The sequence below is a fragment of the Pleomorphomonas oryzae DSM 16300 genome, from assembly GCF_000422965.1.
Classification (GTDB): domain Bacteria; phylum Pseudomonadota; class Alphaproteobacteria; order Rhizobiales; family Pleomorphomonadaceae; genus Pleomorphomonas; species Pleomorphomonas oryzae.
The window spans coordinates 78,390-97,976 of record NZ_AUHB01000008.1 but is presented as its reverse complement, the minus strand read 5'-3'; the positions used below and the strand labels follow the sequence as shown (position 1 = coordinate 97,976).

General features: G+C 63.4%; 17 protein-coding genes. 9 read left to right on the top strand and 8 right to left on the bottom strand.

All coding sequences use genetic code 11. The features are described 5' to 3' along the window. Positions 1-415 precede the first annotated feature (415 nt). Entirely contained in the window at positions 416-1,051 is a 636-nt protein-coding gene (locus G522_RS0114490; protein ID WP_026791665.1) for a LysE family translocator, read from the top strand. A 253-nt stretch (positions 1,052-1,304) separates the two neighbouring features. Here G522_RS0114490 and G522_RS0114485 read toward each other — a convergent pair whose 3' ends face one another. Both G522_RS0114485 and G522_RS0114480 read right to left on the bottom strand, forming a co-directional pair. Continuing rightward, positions 1,305-2,042 carry an SDR family oxidoreductase gene (locus tag G522_RS0114485; protein WP_026791664.1) on the bottom strand — a complete coding sequence of 246 codons (738 nt, stop codon included), beginning with the start codon at positions 2,040-2,042 and terminating at the stop codon, positions 1,305-1,307. Positions 2,043-2,179: 137 nt separating this feature from the next. Further along, positions 2,180-2,791 (bottom strand): LysE family translocator, encoded by a 612-nt coding sequence (locus G522_RS0114480; RefSeq protein WP_026791663.1) that lies wholly within the window; start codon positions 2,789-2,791, stop codon positions 2,180-2,182. Between the two features lie 133 nt (positions 2,792-2,924). Between G522_RS0114480 and G522_RS0114475 the strand changes: the two genes are divergently transcribed. Both G522_RS0114475 and catB read left to right on the top strand, forming a co-directional pair. Beyond that, positions 2,925-3,377, top strand: a complete 453-nt coding sequence (locus G522_RS0114475; protein WP_026791662.1) for an Lrp/AsnC family transcriptional regulator — start codon at positions 2,925-2,927, stop codon at positions 3,375-3,377. A 186-nt stretch (positions 3,378-3,563) separates the two neighbouring features. Then, the gene (gene catB, locus G522_RS0114470; protein WP_026791661.1) at positions 3,564-4,193 is read left to right on the top strand and encodes a type B chloramphenicol O-acetyltransferase; all 630 of its coding nucleotides are present in this window, start codon (positions 3,564-3,566) and stop codon (positions 4,191-4,193) included. A gap of 39 nt (positions 4,194-4,232) precedes the next feature. Here catB and G522_RS26955 read toward each other — a convergent pair whose 3' ends face one another. The 3 genes from G522_RS26955 to G522_RS0114455 form a co-directional block, all read right to left on the bottom strand. After that, the gene (locus G522_RS26955; RefSeq protein ID WP_084633203.1) at positions 4,233-4,763 is read right to left on the bottom strand and encodes a YccF domain-containing protein; all 531 of its coding nucleotides are present in this window, start codon (positions 4,761-4,763) and stop codon (positions 4,233-4,235) included. Between the two features lie 155 nt (positions 4,764-4,918). Then, the gene (locus tag G522_RS0114460; RefSeq protein WP_026791660.1) at positions 4,919-5,389 is read right to left on the bottom strand and encodes a YccF domain-containing protein; all 471 of its coding nucleotides are present in this window, start codon (positions 5,387-5,389) and stop codon (positions 4,919-4,921) included. A gap of 119 nt (positions 5,390-5,508) precedes the next feature. Then, the gene (locus G522_RS0114455) at positions 5,509-6,243 is read right to left on the bottom strand and encodes a class I SAM-dependent methyltransferase (RefSeq protein WP_026791659.1); all 735 of its coding nucleotides are present in this window, start codon (positions 6,241-6,243) and stop codon (positions 5,509-5,511) included. A gap of 286 nt (positions 6,244-6,529) precedes the next feature. Here G522_RS0114455 and pip point away from each other — a divergent pair, with 286 nt between their 5' ends. Then, positions 6,530-7,486 (top strand): prolyl aminopeptidase, encoded by a 957-nt coding sequence (pip, locus tag G522_RS0114445; RefSeq protein ID WP_036839404.1) that lies wholly within the window; start codon positions 6,530-6,532, stop codon positions 7,484-7,486. Between the two features lie 126 nt (positions 7,487-7,612). On the opposite strand, the gene G522_RS0114440 is transcribed toward pip, so the two are convergent. Then, positions 7,613-8,665, bottom strand: a complete 1,053-nt coding sequence (locus G522_RS0114440; RefSeq protein ID WP_210162927.1) for a LacI family DNA-binding transcriptional regulator — start codon at positions 8,663-8,665, stop codon at positions 7,613-7,615. Between the two features lie 318 nt (positions 8,666-8,983). Here G522_RS0114440 and G522_RS0114435 point away from each other — a divergent pair, with 318 nt between their 5' ends. From G522_RS0114435 to G522_RS0114415, 5 genes are all read left to right on the top strand, one after another. Next, positions 8,984-10,264, top strand: a complete 1,281-nt coding sequence (locus tag G522_RS0114435; protein WP_026791655.1) for an extracellular solute-binding protein — start codon at positions 8,984-8,986, stop codon at positions 10,262-10,264. A gap of 72 nt (positions 10,265-10,336) precedes the next feature. Next, positions 10,337-11,263 carry a carbohydrate ABC transporter permease gene (locus G522_RS0114430; RefSeq protein WP_210162926.1) on the top strand — a complete coding sequence of 309 codons (927 nt, stop codon included), beginning with the start codon at positions 10,337-10,339 and terminating at the stop codon, positions 11,261-11,263. Position 11,264: 1 nt separating this feature from the next. Then, positions 11,265-12,104, top strand: a complete 840-nt coding sequence (locus tag G522_RS0114425) for a carbohydrate ABC transporter permease (RefSeq protein ID WP_026791653.1) — start codon at positions 11,265-11,267, stop codon at positions 12,102-12,104. A gap of 19 nt (positions 12,105-12,123) precedes the next feature. After that, on the top strand, positions 12,124-13,242 hold the full coding sequence (locus G522_RS0114420; RefSeq protein ID WP_026791652.1) for an ABC transporter ATP-binding protein: 1,119 nt from the start codon (positions 12,124-12,126) through the stop codon (positions 13,240-13,242). A 52-nt stretch (positions 13,243-13,294) separates the two neighbouring features. Next, positions 13,295-15,667 (top strand): glycoside hydrolase family 3 protein, encoded by a 2,373-nt coding sequence (locus G522_RS0114415; RefSeq protein WP_026791651.1) that lies wholly within the window; start codon positions 13,295-13,297, stop codon positions 15,665-15,667. A gap of 551 nt (positions 15,668-16,218) precedes the next feature. On the opposite strand, the gene G522_RS26950 is transcribed toward G522_RS0114415, so the two are convergent. Continuing rightward, complete coding sequence (locus G522_RS26950) at positions 16,219-17,433, bottom strand: class I SAM-dependent methyltransferase (protein ID WP_425414066.1); 1,215 nt, start codon at positions 17,431-17,433, stop codon at positions 16,219-16,221. A 302-nt stretch (positions 17,434-17,735) separates the two neighbouring features. Further along, positions 17,736-19,433 (bottom strand): methyl-accepting chemotaxis protein, encoded by a 1,698-nt coding sequence (locus G522_RS0114405; RefSeq protein ID WP_026791650.1) that lies wholly within the window; start codon positions 19,431-19,433, stop codon positions 17,736-17,738. Positions 19,434-19,587 lie beyond the last annotated feature (154 nt).

Below are 19,587 nucleotides of genomic sequence, written 5' to 3'. Positions count from 1 at the left end.
GCACCACCTGCGAGGCAAGCAGAAGTGCATGTCAGGAACAGGCAAAGGGCTCCCAATTCGCGCCCCCTGCGCAGCGTCACAGAATGACCTTAGGATATTTTACGCCAAAACGCCACCCCTCGACCGCAAACCCGCTTCTTTCGGGTTCCGGTTCGGGCTGGGCACCAACTGGTAAAGCCATCCTACAGGTAAGTGGTGACCTTGGCTAGGGTCCGATGGTGCCCTCTCGGGCCTCCCGATGACGCTATCGGTCCGGATTTGCAGACGGAAGGAGATTGGCGGCGGCATCTGCGGGTGCGGTCATCCACGTAACTGCCATATCCCTGTCAGCCGATCCGCTATAGCGCCTGCCAGAGCGACGACAAGAACCGGGGACACCGATCCGCCGGGCAACTGCGAGGGGCAGGAAACGCACATGGTCTACGCCGCAAATCTCTGGCTTTTCTTCATTCTGCTGGTGGGAATCATCCTGGTCCCCGGCATGGACATGATGTTCGTGCTCGCCAACGCACTGACACGTGGGCGACGTGCCGGCCTCGCGGCAACGCTGGGTCTGATGGTCGGCGGCATCTGCCACACGCTGTTCGGCACTTTCGCGGTGGCAGGTCTCAGCAAGCTGATGCCATCGGTCTATGGGCCGATGCTGATGATAGGCTCAGCCTACATGGTGTGGATTGGTGTGAGCCTGATGCGGAGTTCGATCGTCATCGATTCTGTGGATGGAGAGGCCATCAGGTCATCGCGGGCGGTGTTGGCACAGGGCATCGTCATCTGTCTTCTCAACCCCAAGGCCTGGCTGTTCATCCTTGCCGTCTACCCGCAGTTCATGTCGCCGGCCTACGGGCCGCTGTGGCCGCAGGCGCTGGTGATGGGTGCCATGACCATATCCGTGCAGTTCGTCGTCTATGGCGGGCTGGCGGTGGCGGCGGCGCGCGGCCGCGACGCACTGGTCACCAATCCCGCCCTGACCATCTGGATCGGCCGGGCTGCCGGGCTGCTGTTGGTGGTGATTGCCGGCTACACGCTGGTGCGCGGCTACCATGAGTTATAGGCGCGGTGTAAGTCATTGGCGGCAACGCCCGCCCAGATAGCAAAAAGGCCGGGACGAACCCGACCTTCTCTCCAACGCCTCAATGATCAGTGCCAGTACATCCGTGGTCAAAGCTCAGAAGCGTCAGTTCGTGTGTTTAAACGCACAGTATGAAAGATAGGTGACGATTTCGGAAATTCAAGGGATGGCGGACAAACTATCGCGATGCGACGTCTGCCTGCCGCCAAACCCGGGCTTTTGAGTCTATGGGCTTTCAATACTCCTGGACGGTCGGCCGATAGAGAATCTCATTGATGTCGACCTCGTCGGGCTGGCTCATGGCAAAGACGACGCAACGGGCAAAGGAGTCGGCGGGGATCGCCGCCTGGGCGTAGAATTGTTTGATGCCGGCGGCGACATCGCTCTCGCTGGTGCTGTTCGGCAGTTCGGTGTCGACGGCGCCGGGGGAGATGATCGTCGTGCGAATGTTGTAGGGTTTCACTTCTTGGCGGAGGCCCTCGGAAATTACCCGCACGGCGTGCTTGGTGGCCGAGTAGACGGCGCCGCCGGCCCTGACCTTGTGGCCGGCTACCGACGACACGTTGATGATCTGGCCGCTCTTCTGGCGGGTCATGTGCGGCAGCACGGCGGCGATGCCGTAGAGCACGCCCTTGATGTTGACGTCGATCATCTGGTCCCACTCGTCGATGCGTAGGCGCTCGAGCGGCGACTGCGGCATGATGCCGGCGTTGTTGATGATGACGTCGACGCGGCCGTAGAGCGCGATGGCGCGGTCGACCAGCGCCTTGACCTCGTCGGCCTTGGTGACATCGGTCCTGACCACGGCCTTGGTGTCGAGGTTGAGTTCGGCTGCCAGCTTTTCCAGGCGATCGAGCCGGCGGGCGCCGAGCACCAGCTTGGCGCCATGGCGGGCGAGTTCCCGCGCCGCCGCTTCGCCGAGACCGCTGCTGGCGCCGGTGATGACGACCACCTTGTTTTCAATATTCTGCATGGGTTCACTCCGTGTTGCGGGGCGGACCGGCACGGCCGGCCACCGGCCCTATGTAGGGAGCCTGGTTCGATTTGGCCGGCGCCTGAGAGCGGCTTGCGATCAATCCTTGGTGCACGGGCTTTTCTTGAGGCCCGTGTTCAGAAGCGCTCGACCAACAGCAGCAGGGCGATGGCCAGCATGGCAACGCCGGAGATGCGACCGACCACGCGGGCGGCGGCAGGGCGGGCAGTAAGCAGCGTTTTCGAGCCGATGGCGACGCCAGTGTAGACGACGCCGCAGGTGGCGATGTGGATCAGGCCGAGCACCACCATCTGCAGCGACGGCGACCAGATCGCCTTGGGGTCGACGAACTGCGGCAGCAGGGCGAGGAACAGCAGGAAGACCTTGGGATTGAGGCCGCTCACCCCGAAGCCGCGCGCCAGCCAGTGCGGCCATGGCGTGCGGCCGCCGGCTTCCGCCGCGGCAGGTATCGGCGGATTGGCCAGCATGCCGATGCCGAGCCAGACGAGATAGGCGGCGCCACCGATCGTCAGCAGGCTGAGCGCCAGCGGCAAGCCGGCGACCAGCGAGCCGATGCCGGCCGCCACCAGGAGCGTCGCCATCAGGTGCCCCGACAAGAGACCGCCGATGGCCGGCGCGATGGCCCGTTCCTGCATGCCGGCGGTGATGGCATAGGCCCAATCGGCGCCCGGCGTGATCACCAGCAGCGCCGACACCAGCCAGAAGGCCGCCATCAGGTCGATATTCATGCCTCAGCCTCCAACCGTCCGTTCGAGGCGGAACCGCCCCGCCTCGGAAATGGGGTGGAAGCTATCACTCGCTGAGACGAATGTTCTCCCATAGTCTTGCGCCAACAGGTCTGAATGAGGCAGTATCTCGCGCATGGATGCCATTGATCGGAAGATTCTTGCCGAACTGCAAACCGATGGCCGGCTCACCGTCACCGAGCTGGCCGATCGGGTGGGGCTCAGCCTGTCGCCATGCCATCGGCGCGTGCGGGCGCTGGAGGAGGCGGGCGTCATCCGCGACTATCGCGCCCGCCTCGATCCGGCGGCGCTGGGCCTCAACTTCCGCGCCATCGTCTTCGTCACGCTGCGCGAGGGCAGCCGCCCCGCCGTGCAGGCTTTCGAGACGGCCGTCGCGGCGGTGCCGGAGGTGACGCTGGCGCAGCGGCTGTTCGGCGATCCCGACTACATGCTGCACGTCGTCTGCACCGACCTCGAGGCCTATCAGGAGCTCTATGACGACCGCTTGTCCGCCCTGCCGAACTTGCAGCGGCTGACCTCGACAATGGTGATGAAGAGCGTGGTGGAGGACCGGCTGCTGCCACTCTAGGCGCCGACCGATTGCCGCACGGCCGTCGTTCCCCTAGGATGCTTGCCATCCGAAGACCGAGGCCTTTGTGAAAGCCACACGACGAACCCTCTGAATGACGCCCCGAGCCAAGCATCGGGGCATTGACGCGAAGCCGGCAGGCTGTCGCGCCGCTGTCGTTTGCCCAACTCATTCAGAGATCGTCACATGGACAACTATTTCGAAAGCCCCTTCCGGGGCATCACGCTTGACCAGCAGGTCACTAATCCCAACATCGTCGTCGGCCGCTATAGCTATTATTCCGGCTATTACCATGGCCACAGCTTCGACGACTGCGCCCGCTACCTGATGCCGGACGAGGGCGTCGACCGGCTGATCATCGGCAGCTTCTGTTCCATCGGCTCCGGCGCCGCCTTCATCATGGCCGGCAACCAGGGGCACAAGCACGACTGGATCAGCAGCTTTCCCTTCTTCTGGATGCCCGAGGTGCCGGCCTTTGCCGGTTCGGCCAACGGCTATCGTCCGGCGGGCGACACGGTGATCGGCAACGATGTGTGGATCGGCTCGGAGGCGATCATCATGCCGGGCATCACCGTCGGCGACGGAGCAGTGATCGGCACCCGTGCCCTCGTCACGCGCGACGTCGAGCCCTACACGATCGTCGGCGGCAACCCGGCCAAGCCGATCCGCCGGCGCTTCAGCGAGGCTGAGATCGCCCTGTTGCTCGACATGAAGTGGTGGGAATGGGGCGACGAAGCGCTCGCCGGCGCCATGCCGCTGCTGACCAGCGACGACATCGACGGCCTTCACCGCTATTGGCTCACTCTCGGCAGATAGCCCGATGGCTACGCCTGTCCCGCCACTGGCGGGGCAGGCCTATCGTGCCGCGGCGGGAGGCACGCTTCCCGAATGAGCGACCGGGGCGCCGTGTATCGATTGGCGCAGGTGGGCGCGGGCGAAGCGCTCCACCGCCGCCTGTTGGCAAGAAATGGTGGTGAGATCAGTGCTGATGATGCGCTGCCCGACAGGCCAGAGCGAAATACGGGCCAGCCTGAAGCACTGGCGGCCCAGGGAAAGCCCGCGAACCGTCAGGCCGCAGAGAAAACCGAGAACGAGATAGGTGAAGGAAAGCAGCAGGCCGAAGGTCAGCATCCACAGGAGATTGAAGGCAAAGCCGACGACGCCGGCAGCGGCCGTTGACGGCGTCGGGTCCTGTCCGCCAAGTTCGCGGATATGCACGGCCGTTCTGCCCGAGGGAGAGATGCTGAACCCGGCCAGTTCGATGGCGGCTCGGGCCAGCGGCTGTCCGCCGGCAATCCGGCCGAAGACTGCCGCGCCGATCAGCCAGACCAGCGCAGTCCAGCCACCACCCAATGCAAACCAGATGATGCTACCAGCAAAATGCACCCGAGCCCCCAACACAACCAAACGCATCGCGGCGCAAGATACGTTTCTGAAGGTATCTAGCAATAGGCTGGAAAGGTCGAGGTGGCGGATTGTGTGGAAAAGCTTAACACTGGAAGTATTCCAGTTCGCATCACCAGCGTCGGAGCGGCGCCACCTCAGCCAGTGCGACGACGGGCGAAGGTTTCCTCCGCCGCATGCCGCCGGGCCGTCTCGGCCAGCTCGACGCTGACGACGCGCCGGCCGACCGGCCACAGCGAAATGCCGGCCAGCTTGAAGCATTGCAGACCGAAGGGAATGCCGATGATCGTCAGGCAGTAGATGATGCCGAGCGCCAGATAGGACAGGCAGAGCGCCAGGCCGAAGGTCAAGAGCCACAGCACATTGAAGACGAAGCCAATGGTGCCGGTGACGGCCGTGGTCGGCGTCAGCCCCTTGCCGTCGAGCTCGCGCACATGCACCACATCTTTGCCGAACGGAAAGGCGCTGAGCTTGGCCATCTCGATCGCCGCCCGCGTCAACGGCAGCCCGACGATGGACAGCGCAAAGATCGCCGCGCCGAGCAGCCAGAGCAGGGCGGTATAGGCACCCCCGAAGATGAACCAGATGACATTGCCGGCCAAGCGCATGATGGACCCCTTGGGGTAGGGCGGGACGATCCCGCTGGGGCATCAGGTGGGGATTGGAAAAGGGAAGGACAATCGGGAGCCGCCCGACCTTTGGTGGCAGGCGGCTCCCTGTTGCGCGGCTATGCCTTGTGGACCGAGATCAGCAGCATCATCGGTCTCTCGAGTTCCTCCTCGGACAAATCCGGCGACGCCTTGACCTGTTCGACCGTCGGACCGAACTCCTCGACCCGGCGGAGGGTAAAGCCCTCTTCGATCAGGGTGTTGAGGGTGGTGGCCATGGTCCGGTGGTACTTGAGCACATCCTTCACGAACCACTCGGTGCGGCGCTCACCCTCGATCGAATAGCTGTTGACGGGCCAGGTCCTGCGGCCGTCCTCGTCGGTCATCCAGCGCGGATGCGCTGGTGCCATGTAGATCGGGTGTTCGGTGGTGAACACCAGGTTGCCGCCCGCCGCCAGGCCGTCATGGATGGTGCGCACCAGGCGCCGCAAATCCCTGACGTAGTGGAAGGCCAGCGAACTGTAGACTAGGTCGAAGCTTGCCTTGGGCAGCTCCAGCGTTTCGAGATCAGCGATGCGATACTCGATGGCCGGATCGGCGGTATCCTGGCGGGCCCGGGCGATCATCTTCTCCGACAGGTCGAAGCTGAGCACCGAGACCGCGCCCTGAGCGCGCATCCAGCGCGAGGCCCAGCCGAAGCCGCAGCCGAGATCGGCGACCCGCTTGCCGGCAAGCGGCGGCAGCATGGCGCGCACGGCAGGCCATTCGGTGGCGCCGTCGAGGCCGATGACCTGCCGGGGATACTGGGTGTAGCCGGAAAAGAACTCCGGGTTGTCGTAGATGTTCTGTGCCATGTTCATCTCCTTATAAAAGGTGGGACGAGGCACACGTCCAACGCCAAAAACCTCGTCCGTGAGGGCGAGGCCAGGGTTGGCGATCCGCTGGTTTCAGCTTGCGTGGTCGACAGCCCGGCACCCCGCCATGGAGATGCCGGCCAACCGGGAGACAATGTGGGTGTCCTGTTCGACCATGTTCAGTTTTTCAGCGAGACCGAGGGCAAAGTCAAGCGCGGAGGGGAGGACAATAGGGTCCAATGTCAGCCAGATTGATGGCGGCTCCCATGCTGCCCGGAGTTCGTCCATGAGCGCAGACCTCTATCCTCCGATCGCCCCCTTTCAGTCCGGGCTGCTTCAAGTCGCCAATGGACAAAGGATCTATTGGGAGGTGTCGGGAAATCCCAATGGCAAGCCGGCGCTGTACCTGCACGGCGGTCCGGGAAGCGGCCTTGGCTCCGGCAGTTACCGGCAGCGCTTCGATCCACGGAGGTACCGCATCGTCGGGATCGACCAACGGGGATGCGGACGAAGTCGCCCACTTGCCACCGAGGCCATCAAGGATCTCGCCGCCAACACGACGCAAGCGCTGATCGAGGATATCGAGGCGGTCAGGACGCATCTCGGCATCGGGAGTTGGCTGGTATCCGGTGTATCTTGGGGAGCGACGCTGGCGCTCGCCTACGCCCAGGAGCATGCGGACAAGGTTTCAGAGCTGGTGCTCGTGGCGGTCACGACCACCAGCCGCGCCGAGGTAGATTGGATCACCGAGGGCGTCGGGCGGATATTCCCCGAGGCATGGCAGCGGTTCGAGCGCGCCTCTGGCCGACTCCCCGGAGAACGCGTTGTCGAAGCTTATGCACGCCGGTTAGCGACCTCCGATATCGAGGACAGACCGCGGGTGGCTCGTGCCTGGAACGACTGGGAAATGACCCACATTTCCCTCGATCCGAACTGGGTACCGACTGACCAACGGTTTGATGAAGAGCGAGGATTGATCTTTGCGACCCTCGTGACCCACTATTGGGCCAACGATGGATTTCTCCGAGACGGTAAGGAGATATCGAACCGCCTGTCGTCGATAGCCCATATCCCGGCCGTTCTGATCCATGGCCGCCGCGACATCAGCGGGCCAGCTATAACGCCATGGATGCTTCATGATCGTTGGCCGGCCAGTCGGCTGGTGATCGTGGAATCCGAAGGGCACGGCGGCCCGCTTTCCTTCAGGGAGATGCGTGAGGCTTTGGATGAATTTGCAAGATAACCCAGCGGAATAACGCCGGCGCCTCTGGCGCGTTTCGGAATTTCGCTAACGCGGCTCCGCAACGCGTTGCCGCTGGCCCGGAAGCGCTGGAGTGGGTGGCAAGATCCAGCCGGCCATGAATCGACCCTACCTCGCCACGCTCACCTTCTCCCCCTCTTCCTTCCGCTTCCTGGCCTTCAGCATCGTCGTCGACTCGCGCACGATCAGCTGCGTCGGTAGCACGATCTGTTCCGACGGGGCGTCGAGGCCGGCGATGAGGGCGAGGAGGAGGTTTACCGAGGCGCGGGCCATCTGCTGCAGCGGCTGGCGGATGGTGGTGAGCTGGGGGTGGAGCTGCGAGGCGATGGGGATGTCGTCGAAGCCGATGACGGAGATGTCGTCGGGCACCCGCAGGCCGGCCTCGCGGATCGCGGCGATGGCGCCGTAGGCGGAGGCGTCGTTGGCGGCGAAGATGGCGGTGGGCCGGTCGGAGAGGGCGAGCAGCTTCTGCGCCGCCTCGAAGCCGCTCTTGCGCAGGAAGTCGCCATCGACTTCGAGGTTCGGATCGTAGGGCAGGCGGGCCTGGGCGAGAACGTCGCGGTAGGCGCGGCGGCGGTCGCGCGCCGAGGTCAGGCGGTCGTTGCCGGAGATGAAGGCGATGCGGCGGTGGCCGAGTTCGATCAGGTGCCTGAGCGCCGCACAACCGCCCTGGTAGTTGTCGGCGGTGACCGACGGGAAGGCCGACTCGACGCCCTGTTCGATGGTCACCACGGGAATGTGGGCGGTGGTCATCGATTCCAGATAGTCGGACTCGTAGGGCAGGATGACGATGACGCCGTCGGCGATCTGCCTGAGCATGTCGATGATGGAGTGCGGCGGCCGGCGGTCGCAGACCGGCAGTGAGTAGACCAGCATCTCGTAATCGGCGGCGCGCGCCACCGCGCCCATGCCGAGCAACAGGTCGGAGGTGAAGGGCGTATGCAGTTCGGCCACCACGCCGATGATGCGCGTGCGGGCACCCGTCAGCTTCTGGGCGGCGCGGTTGGCGACGTAACCCATCTCGTCGGCGATGCGCAGGATGTCCTCGCGCTTTTCGGGCGAGACGCCGGGGCGGTTGTTGATCGCCCGCGAAGCCGTCATCAGGGAGACACCGGCGACCTTGGCGACCTCGGCTAACGTTGGGTATTGTCGCTTCATCATTTGGTCGAATGGTTTCCGGGGCTACAAACTGTTTGTCCGATGCCCCGCGGGCTGTCAACAGCGTCGATGGCTTCCACCCCTTGAAAAGACGCGGAAAACCGCCGGCTACAGGTGGTACGCGACACGATGCACAGCCCTAGCAAGATCTTCCCCAGGCCCCCAGTCAACGCCCAACTGGTAGAGTTGACGCGTCAGAACGTTAGCGCTAACGTTCGGCTGTCACCCGTTGAGAGCATCGGCTGAAAAGTGGATTCCGGTTTTCGGGGGATCCGATGCGACCATCTGGCTCAACGTGATCCTTGGGAGGAGAAGGTGTCTATGAATTTCGTTTCCAAACTTTCGGCGCTTGCCTGTGGCGTCGCCATGGTCGCTGCCGTGCCGTTTGCGGCGCATGCGGCCGACAAGACCATCACCGAGTGGGATCTTCAGACGACGGCCGGCGCCGTCAAGGTCATCCGCGACGCGGCTGATCGTTTCGAGAAAGCGAACCCCGGCTACAAGGTCGAGGATACCCATATCCTCAATGATGCCTACAAGACCAAGATCAAGATCGCCTTCGGCGCCAACGAGCCGCCCTGTGTGTTCAGCTCCTGGGGCGGCGGTCCGCTCCGCGAGTATGTGAAGGCCGATCAGGTGGTCGACCTCACCCCGTATCTCGACAAAGACCCGGCCTTCAAGGATCGCTTCCTGCCGGCGAGCTTCGGCGCCTCCACCATCGACGGCAAGATCTACGCCCTGCCTGCCGAGAATACCGCCATCGCCGTGGTGTTCTACAACAAGGACCTGTTCGCCAAGTACAAGGTGACGCCGCCGAAGACCTGGGACGAGCTCCTGAACGTCATCGAGGTGTTCAAGAAGAACGGCATCGCCCCCTTCGCGCTCGCCAACAAGAACAAGTGGACGGGCTCGATGTTCTACGGCTACCTCGTCGACCGTATCGGCGGTCCCGAGGCCTTTGCCAATGCCGCCCAGCGCAAGAACGGCGGCTCGTTCGCCGATCCGGTGTTCGTGGAAGCCGGCAAGCGCCTGCAGGAGCTGGTCAAGGCCGGTGCCTTCCAGAAGGGCTACAACGGCCTCGACTATGACGTCGGCGGTTCGCGCCGCCTGCTCTACACGGAAAAGGCAGCCATGGAGCTGATGGGCACCTGGGAAGCCTCGACCATCGGCAACGAGAACCCGGATTTTGCCAAGAAGCTCGGCTTCTTCCAGTTCCCGTCGGTGCCTGGCGGCAAGGGTGATCCGAACGCGCTGCTCGGCACGCTCGGCGACAACTACATCTCCGTGTCCAAGGCCTGCCTGGAGCCGGACAAGGCCGTCGAACTCCTGAAGACGCTGACCGACGACACGGCCGCTGCCGGCCGCCTCGCCGACAACCGCATCATGCCGCTCAAGGCCATCAAGACGGACAACCCCTTCCTCACCGAAGTCTACTCGCTGGTCGCCAAGGCGCCGAGCGTGCAGCTCTGGTGGGACCAGGAGCTGACGCCGAAGCTGGGCGAGCTGCATAAGGATACCTCGCAGGCGCTGTTCGGCCTCTCCAAGACGCCGGAACAGGTGGCCACCGAGTTCGAGGCTGCCGCCAAGGCGGAGCTGAAGTAACCTCCTCCCACGACAAGCCCCGCCGACGTTCGCCGGCGGGGCATTCGAGCTGAGGATGGGAGGATTTTCCCCGTGACCGACATATCGACGCGTTCCGCCGACGGTGGAGCGGGAGGAGCGGCTTTGTCTCTCAGAAAACTGGCGCCCGTCGTCTTCCTGGCTCCGGCCATTCTGATGCTGGCCGTCTATCTTCTCTATCCACTGGTCGACAGCTTCCGCCTGTCGCTACTCGACTGGAACGGGCTCGGTTCCAATGCCCAGTTCGTCGGGCTCGACAACTGGAAGAAGCTCCTGTCGGACACGCTGTTTTGGGAAGCGGCCTGGAATAACATACTGCTCGCCGTCTTCTCGGTGCTGATCCAGATGCCGATCGCGGTGATCCTGGCGGTGGTGCTCGACAACGCCGGCAAGGGCTCGCGCATCCTCAAGATCCTCTACTTCCTGCCGCTTCTGATGTCGTCGGTCGCCCTCGGCGTGCTCTTTAAATACTTCTACGACGTCAACTTCGGCCCCCTCAACGCGCTGCTCGATTACGTCGGCCTCGGCTATCTCGCCCAGGACTGGCTCGGCGACACGCGCTTTGCGCTCGGCGCAGTGATCGCCGTCATCTGCTGGCAGTACATCCCCTTCTACATGGTGCTGTTCATGGCCGGTCTCGCCTCCTTCCCGGCCGAGATCTCGGAAGCCGCCAAACTCGACGGTGCGTCGGAGGCGACCATCTTCTGGAAGATGAAGCTGCCGCACCTCAAGGGCACCATCCGCACCGCGGCGGTGCTCAGCGTCATCGGTGCGCTGCGTTACTTCGACCTTATCTACGTGATGACCGGCGGCGGGCCGGAGGGCTCGTCGGAGCTGATGGCCACCTACATGTATCGCAACGTCTTTTCCTCGTTCCAGCTCGGCTACGGCAGCACGGTGGCCTCCGGCATGTTCATCGTGGTCATCCTGATCGCGTCGGTGCTGCTGCGCTTCTCCAAGCGCTACGAGACGGAGGTCTGACATGGCATCGTCCCCCGCCACGCGCGTTGCCGGCCGCATCGCAGTCCCCGTCCTCGGCCTGTTCTGGCTGGCCGTCACCACCGTGCCCTTCCTGTTCATGGTGATGACCACCTTCAAGACGCAGGAAGAGTCCTATTCGAGCTCCGTCTGGGCGCTGCCCGAGAGCCTCAACTTCGTCAACTACGCCGACGTGCTCTCCGGTCCCTTCCTCACCTATCTCAAGAATTCGGTGATGGTGGTGGCGATCTCGGTCGTCCTGATCGTGCTGATCTCGGCCATGGCCGCCTATGCCTTCGCCCGCATCCGCTTCCGCTTCAACGAGGCGCTGTTCGGGCTGATCGTCGCCGGCATGATCGTGCCGATCCACATCACGCTGGTGCCGATCTACCTGATGACGCGGGAGATCGGGCTCTACGATAGCCCGTTCGCGCTGATCGGCCCCTATGTGGCCACCTCGCTGCCGATCTCGGTGTTCATCCTCACCGAATTCATGCGGCAGATCCCCAAAGAGCTGGAGGAGGCGGCGCGGCTCGATGGCTGCGGTCCCTTCACCATCTTCTTCAAAATCTTCTTCCCGTTGTCGGGACCGGGGTTGTCGACGATCGCCATCTACAACGCGATCATGCTGTGGAACGAGTTCATCTTCGCCTATGTGCTGACGTCCTCGACCAGCACCCGCACGCTGCCGCTCGCCATCTGGGACTACCAGGGCCAGTACACCTCCAACATTCCGGCGATCCTCGCCGTCGTTACCCTCACATCTCTGCCACTCGTCGTCGCCTATGCCTTCGGGCAGGAGAAGATCGTCAAGGGCATGATGGCCGGCTCCGTCAAGGGCTGAGGCTTCGGAGACACTTTCCATGACCAGCATCACTCTCTCCGGCGTCAACAAGTCCTTCGGCGCCAATTTCCCCGTCATCCGCGACGTCGATCTTGAGATCGCCGACGGTGAGTTCTGCGTGTTCCTCGGCCCCTCGGGCTGCGGCAAGTCGACGCTCCTGCGCATGGTCGCCGGTCTCGAAATGGCCTATTCGGGCCAGATCCGCATCGGCGACCGGGTGGTCGACAAGGTGGAACCTGCCGACCGCCAGGTCGCCATGGTGTTCCAGAACTACGCGCTCTATCCGCACATGAGCGTCTACGAGAACATGGCCTTCGGCCTCAGGCAGGCGAAGACGCCGAAGGACGAGATCGACCGTCGGGTGAAGGAAGCCGCGCGCATCCTGCAGATCGAGCCGCTGCTCGACCGCATGCCCAAGGCGCTCAGCGGCGGTCAGCGGCAGCGCGTCGCCATCGGTCGCGCCATCGTGCGCCAGCCGAAGGTGTTCCTGTTCGACGAGCCGCTCTCCAACCTCGACGCCGCCTTGCGCGTCCACATGCGCTCGGAGATCGCCACGCTGCACCGGAACTTCCCGGCGGCGTCGATGATCTACGTGACGCACGACCAGACCGAGGCGATGGCGCTGGCCGACAAGATCGTGTTGCTGCATGCTGGAAAAGACATGCTCAAGCACGGCTCGATCGCTCAGGTCGGCAAGCCGCTCGACCTCTATCATCGGCCGCGCAACCTGTTCGTCGCCGGCTTCCTGGGATCGCCGACCATGAACTTCATCGCCGCCACCTTCATCGGCCAGGAAACGGCCGGTGCGCATGTGGCACTGAAGGGTGGTGAGGAGCTCCTGGTGCCGGTCGATGGCAGCAAGCTTGCGGCCGGTGCGCCTGTGACGCTCGGTGTACGGCCGGAACATCTCGCCCCGGTGCCGGGGCCGGCCGGCCAGACGCTGACGCGCAAGGTGTCGGCGGTGGAGCATTTCGGCGAATACAGCTTCGTCTATCTCGATGGCGGCACCCCGGCGCCGCTGATTGCCAAGGTGCCCGGCGATGGCGGCGTCAAGGCGGGCGATACGGCCAGCTACCAGGCGCCTGCCGACTGCTGCCACCTGTTCGACGCCGACGGCATCGCGCTCACCCAGATCTGATCCTTTTCGCGGACTTCCTTGAGGACGGCCGCACGGCCGCAAAGAGCTCATCATGACCTTCGTTTACAAAGACCCCAGCAAGCCGGTCGCCGACCGCGTCGCCGATCTCCTCGGACGCATGACCCTTGAGGAGAAGATCGCCCAGATGCACGCGATGTGGCTGGTGCTCGACGAGCATGGCAAGCATCGCCCGCGCACTGAAGACGCCTTCATCGGCCAGTCCGACGAGACGACGCTGACCGACATGCTGAAGAAGGGCCTGGGGCAGATCACCCGGCCGCTCGGCACTCGTTCGATCGATCCGGCCGAGGGCGTGCGCGCCCTCAACAGCCTGCAGAAATTCCTGGTCGAGGAAACCCGCCTCGGCATCCCGGCGCTCAGCCACGAGGAATGTCTTTCCGGCATGATGGCGCGCGGCGCCACGCTGTTCCCGTCGTCGCTCGCCTATGGCGCCACCTTCAATCCCGAGTTGATCGAGGAAGTCGGCAAGATCATTGGCCAGGAAGTGCGTTCGCTCGGCGGCCATCAGGGCCTCGCGCCGGTGCTCGACGTCGCCCGTGACGCCCGTTGGGGCCGCACCGAGGAAACCTTCGGCGAGGATCCCTATCTGGTCGGCGTCATGGCCACCCGCTATGTGCGCGGCATGCAGGGACCGAAGCGCGATTTCCTCGCCACGCTGAAGCATTACGCCGGCCATTCCTTCTCCGAAGGCGGCCGCAACCACGCGCCGATCCACCTCGGCTGGCGCGAGCTCAACGACATCTTCCTGCTGCCGTTCGAAATGGCGGTGAAGCAGGCCAACGCGGGGTCGGTGATGCCGGCCTATCATGACATCGACAACGAGCCGAGCCATGCGTCGAAGCACCTTCTGACAAAGGTCCTGCGTGAGGAGTGGGGTTTCGATGGTCTCGTCGTCGCCGACTATATCGGCGTCAGCCTCCTGTACCAGCACCACGGCCTCGCCTCCAACCAGGCCGAAGCGGCAGCGCTCAGCTTCAACGCCGGCCTCGACGTCGAGCTGCCGGGCGAGGATTGCGCCACCCATCTCAAGGAGGCGCTCGACCGTGGCCTCATTACCCTTGAGAAGATCGACGAGATCGTCCGTCGCGTGCTGACCGAGAAGTTCCGCTTGGGGCTGTTCGAGAAGCCCTATGCCGACGACAAGGCCATCCGCCTGCAGAGCCCGGAAGCCATCGCCATCGCCCGCAAGGTGGCCGAACAGTCGGTGACCATCCTCTCCAACAACGGCATCCTGCCGCTCGACCCCAAGAAGAAGGTGGCGATGATCGGCCCGTCGGCCGACGACCCGCTGGCGCTCCTCGGCGACTATTCCTTCCCGGTGCACCTCATCCTGTCGGACGCCAACGAGAGCGCCGCCACGGTGGTGACGCCGCGTGCCGCCTTCCAGGCAGCCGCCGGCAACGCCAACCTGATCTATGCCCGCGGCTGCAACATCCTCGACGAGCGCAAGTCCGGCGCGCCGGTGTTCCCCGGCGATGTCGATGATAGCTCGGTGGTGACGCAAGTGTCTTCGGTCTCGACGCGCACCGACATGATCGCCGACGCCGTCGAGGCGGCGAAGGCGGCCGATGTCGCCATCGTCTGCGTCGGCGATCTCTCGGGCATCTTCCAGACCGGCACGGTGGGCGAGGGCTCGGATGCCGATACGCTGGAGCTACCGGGCGTGCAGCAGAAGCTCTTGGAAGCTGTCGTTGCCACCGGCACGCCGGTGGTGGTGGTGGTTTCGGCGGGCCGCCAGTACAATCTCGGTGGCCTCGAAGACAAGGTGGCCGCCCAGGTGTGGACCTTCTTCGCCGGCCAGGAAGGCGGCAACGCGCTTCATGACGTGCTCTCGGGCAAGGTGGAGCCGTCGGGCCGCCTGACGCTGTCGGTGCCCAAGAACGTCGGCGCTGCGCCCTACTTCTACAACCACAAGCTCAAGAGCTCAGGAACGCCGATCGCCCGCCACTTCGGCAGCCAGTATCCGTTCGGCCACGGCCTTTCCTACACAACGTTCGAGTTTGAGGATCTGAAGCTCGCAACCGACAAGGTGGACGTGGAGAAGGGCGAGATCGCCGTGAGCTTCAAGGTGAAGAACATCGGCGGTCGCAAGGGCGTCGCCATACCGCAGCTCTACATCCGCGACGTGCTGGCCTCGGTGGTGCGGCCGGTCAAGGAGCTGAAGGCCTTCGGCCGCGTCGAGCTCAAGCCGGGCGAGACCAGGACGGTCACCTTCACCGTGCCGGTCGACATGCTGTGCTTCACCGGCCCCGAGGGCTACCGCATCGTCGAGCCAGGCGAGCACGAACTGCAGCTTGGCGCCTCCAGCGCCGACATCCGCCTGCGCGCCAAGGTCGAGGTGACCGGCAAGACGCGCAAGCTGCCGAAGGCGTGGCGCATGGAGAGCACCTTCGCCGTGGCCTGAGAGAAATTCTACTCCTGCGGCCATCTGGCGCGACGTTCTGCGCTTCTAGTGCTCACGGACCTCAACGTCCGCTGCGCTCCGGTTCTCGAAAGCCGTGCCAGCTGACTCGCCGGAGCGAATTTTCTGGCGGTCATGCTGCGTAATAGTACGACAAAAAAGCCACGGGCCGGGGGGAACCATTTTCCCGGCTTGAGTTCCACCTTGTGAATGAATCGTTTCGAGAGGATAAAAGAGGCGGAGGATTTCAAAGTTCGAGGGGTGAGCGCTGCTTGGTTCCCCTCTACCCAGTTTCCGGTGGTGTTACTCCCGCGCCGCCGGAGAACGCGCGGTCGCTTCCCAACCGCGCCTAACGCCCCCCGGCGTCGAATGCGAGGCGGACCTCCTTCCCGAGGCCGCCTCGCTGGCGTTCTGGACGGTGAGTTTGGGGAACACTTCGCCGTCGCTGGTCGGGACGAGTTCAAGGAGCAGGGGGCGCGCCGCTTTTGTTCCTGGCGTGAATGTAGCGGCGGCAAGGGACCGAGCCAAAATCAGCGGACGAATGTTCCGTTTCATCAATTGCGGTCTGCCGTTTTGATGACGCCGCCGGGAGCGCCGTAGATGTATTTGCGTGTCATGGGGACCGAGCGCGACCGGTGAACGATCTGGATCTGGAAGACAACCAGGTCCTCCCAAAGGAATGCCGTCTCTGCCGAGCTCAGGTAAAATTCCCACATGCGGCAGAATCGCTCGTCATAGAGCGCTGCCGCCTCGCTTCGGCGCGCCAAGAAGCGCTTCCGCCATTCGCGAAGCGTCAGGGCGTAATGGGTATGCAGTATCTCGACGTCGGAAACGAGTAGTCCGGCGTTTTCGATCGCCGTCGTGATTTCCGAAAGCGCCGGGATGTAGCCGCCGGGAAAGATGTATTTGTTGATCCAGGGCGTGGTGAAGCCTGTTCCCGCCGCGCAGCCAATCGTGTGCAAGAGCATCACGCCGTCGTCTTCGAGCAGGCGTTTGCAGGTCCGGAAATAGGTTCCGAACGATGCGCGCCCGACATGCTCGAACATGCCGACGGAAACGATGCGGTCGAACCGCCCTTCGACCGCCCGATAGTCCCGAAGCGCGAAGACCGGTGGAACTGCCGCATCGGTCCTGCGTTCACGCGCAAAGGCCAGCTGTTCCTCCGACAGCGTGATCCCGAGGACCGCTCCAGCCCCCGCCTCGGCGAGCGACACGCCAAGCCCTCCCCAGCCGCAGCCGATGTCGAGAACACGATTGCCCGGCCGCAGGTTCAGCTTTGCAAGAATATGCTGCTTCTTGGCCCGCTGGGCCTCTTCGAGCGTACTGTCCGGCGTTTCGAAATAGGCACAGGAGTATTGCCGATCCGCGTCGAGGAACAGAGCGTAGAGCCGCCCGTCTAAGTCATAGTGATGCGCGACATTGCGACGCGAACGCGAGGCCCAGTTTGGAAGTCGCACATGCAACAGCAACTCCCGAAGCCGATCGATGAGTTGCGTCGCGACGGAGTGGGTGGTGTTTTGCCCCTCGCGCAGACACATGGACAGGAAGTCCGCCATTTGCCCGCGCTCGACCGTCAGCCGCTCGTCCATATAGAGCTCGCCGAGGCGCATATCAGGATCGGTGAGAAGGGCCAACGTCGCCCGCCAGTCGGCAAGACGCACGACAACCGGATCATCGGTGCCATCGCCAAACCGCAGGTGCGTCCCTGTTGGCGAGATCACCGTCAGATCGCCACGCGTGACGATGTTGGAGAAGACGCGCTTCAGAATGAAGTCCAGAAAGTTCGCCACGAACTTGCCCCCCGCACAGTCCAGCGACACATGACACGCAATTGCGAATTTTTTCAGCCAGTGCCAAAGGCTGCGTCGTCTCGCTCGCGAACTGGAATATGCCCGCTGTTGCACGTGGTGTTTCAGCGGGAAAGGGTGGGGGCACAAACCTTTGTTGCGGGCACAGTCCGCCAAATGGCGCCCATCGTTATCGGTTCCGTTCGAGACGACGACGGGCACCCGAGGTGGGTGCCCGCTGGTTTTGACTGAAGGGGACTCATTGTTGGGGCGCTACACTGACCTCACGCCGCGCGCAGGCTGGTGATGAAGTCGGCGACTTCTTTCTGCAACGAGTTGGACTGTTCGTTGAGCCGATTCGAGAGCGTCATCAACTGGGTCGAGGCGGCGCCGGTCATCTCGGCGGCGGTGCCGACGCCACTGATGTTGTTGGTAACATCGGTCGTGCCGCTCGCCGCAAGCTGGGTGTTGCGGGCGATCTCGCTGGTTGCCGCGCCTTGTTCCTCGACGGCGCTGGCGATGGCGGTCGATGAGTCCTGAATGCTGGTCACCGTTTTGACAATGCGTGAGATAGCCTCGACGGTGCTGCCGGTGGCCGCTTGGATCTCATTGATCTTGCCGCCGATCTGGTCGGTGGCCTTGGCGGTCTGATCGGCCAACTGCTTCACCTCGGCGGCCACCACCGCGAAGCCCTTGCCTGCGTCGCCGGCGCGGGCTGCTTCGATGGTGGCGTTGAGGGCCAGAAGGTTGGTTTGGGCAGCGATGTTGTTGATCAGAACAACCACCTCGCCGATTTGCTGAGCGGCTTGCGACAGCGTCTGGACATTCTGCGAACTGGCTTCGGCCTCGACGGCCGCATCGCGGGCGATAGATGAGGACTGGCTCACCTGCTTGGCGATTTCGTGGATGGAGGCCGACAGTTCCTCGGCACCGGCGGCGACGGTCTGCACGTTGGTGGCAGCTTCTTCGGCGGCGCCGGCCACGGCTTGTGCCTGGCGTGCCGTCTCCTCGGCGGTGGCGGACAGGTTCTTTGCGGCATCGGCCACTTCGCCCGACGATTTGCCGAAGCTGGAGGCGAGTGCCTCCATGCGCGCGACGAAGCTCTCGGCCAGCGTGGCCCGCTTGCGCATGGCCGCATCCTCGGCCGCCTTGGTCGCCTCCTGTGCCTTGCGGGTGGCCTCGGCATCGATCAGGCTGAGACGGAAGGATTCAAGGCCGCCAGCGATGGCGCCGACCTCATCCTTGCGGTCGAGACCCAGAATGGTCAGGTCGTAGTGACCCGATTGCATCGACTTCATGGCCTCGATGAGCTTGGCGACAGGCGCCGTCACGCCACTGCGCACCAGCCACACTGCCAGGCCGGACACGGCGGCGATGATGGCGGCGATGACGATCAGGGTCGTCCACACCGACGACCAGGACTCATCGGTGTTCGCGTCACTGCGCGCATTCATGTCGGCCAGAATGGCGTTGTTGAGCTTGGTGGCCTTGTCCTGGATCGTGTCGAGAAGTGGCCGGCAGTCGGTATTGAGCTTGCTGAGCGCCTTGGCATTCTCCGCGGGATCGGTGGACATCGACATTTTGGCGACGTCGCCACAGACTCCACTGATCGCCGACAGAACGGAACCACGGTAGTCCTCGATACCACTCTTGAACTCGGCGGGGGCGTTGCTTGACGCTTCGTCGAGATACTTGCCGAAGCCGGTCACCGCGTCGTCCCGTGCCTTGGCGGCAGCGGCATTGTCCTCATCCGTCGTGGCAGCGGCGTTCCAGTACATGCTGGCCTTGATCTCGGAAACCCTTCGTGAGGCACGCACCATGCTGACCGAGGCGTCCACCGGGCCGGTGATGAGGTCGCTATATTGGGTGTCGATCCTGATCATGTTGTAGCCAGCATAGCCAGCACCGAGCAACGCTCCGAGACCAAGCAGCATCAGCAAGCTGACAATCTTGGCCATGATTGAAAGATTGGAATACGACAATTGATCCCCCTGACGTGGAGATGATGATCAGGGTGAATAATTCCCTATGTTTCTTTATAGAGAATGAAAACTTTTCGATTTACTCGCGAGAGGCAAGAAGAATTCAGATAATAAGATATTAATGCGCGACTTTAGTATGTAAGGCCTCTGCCGC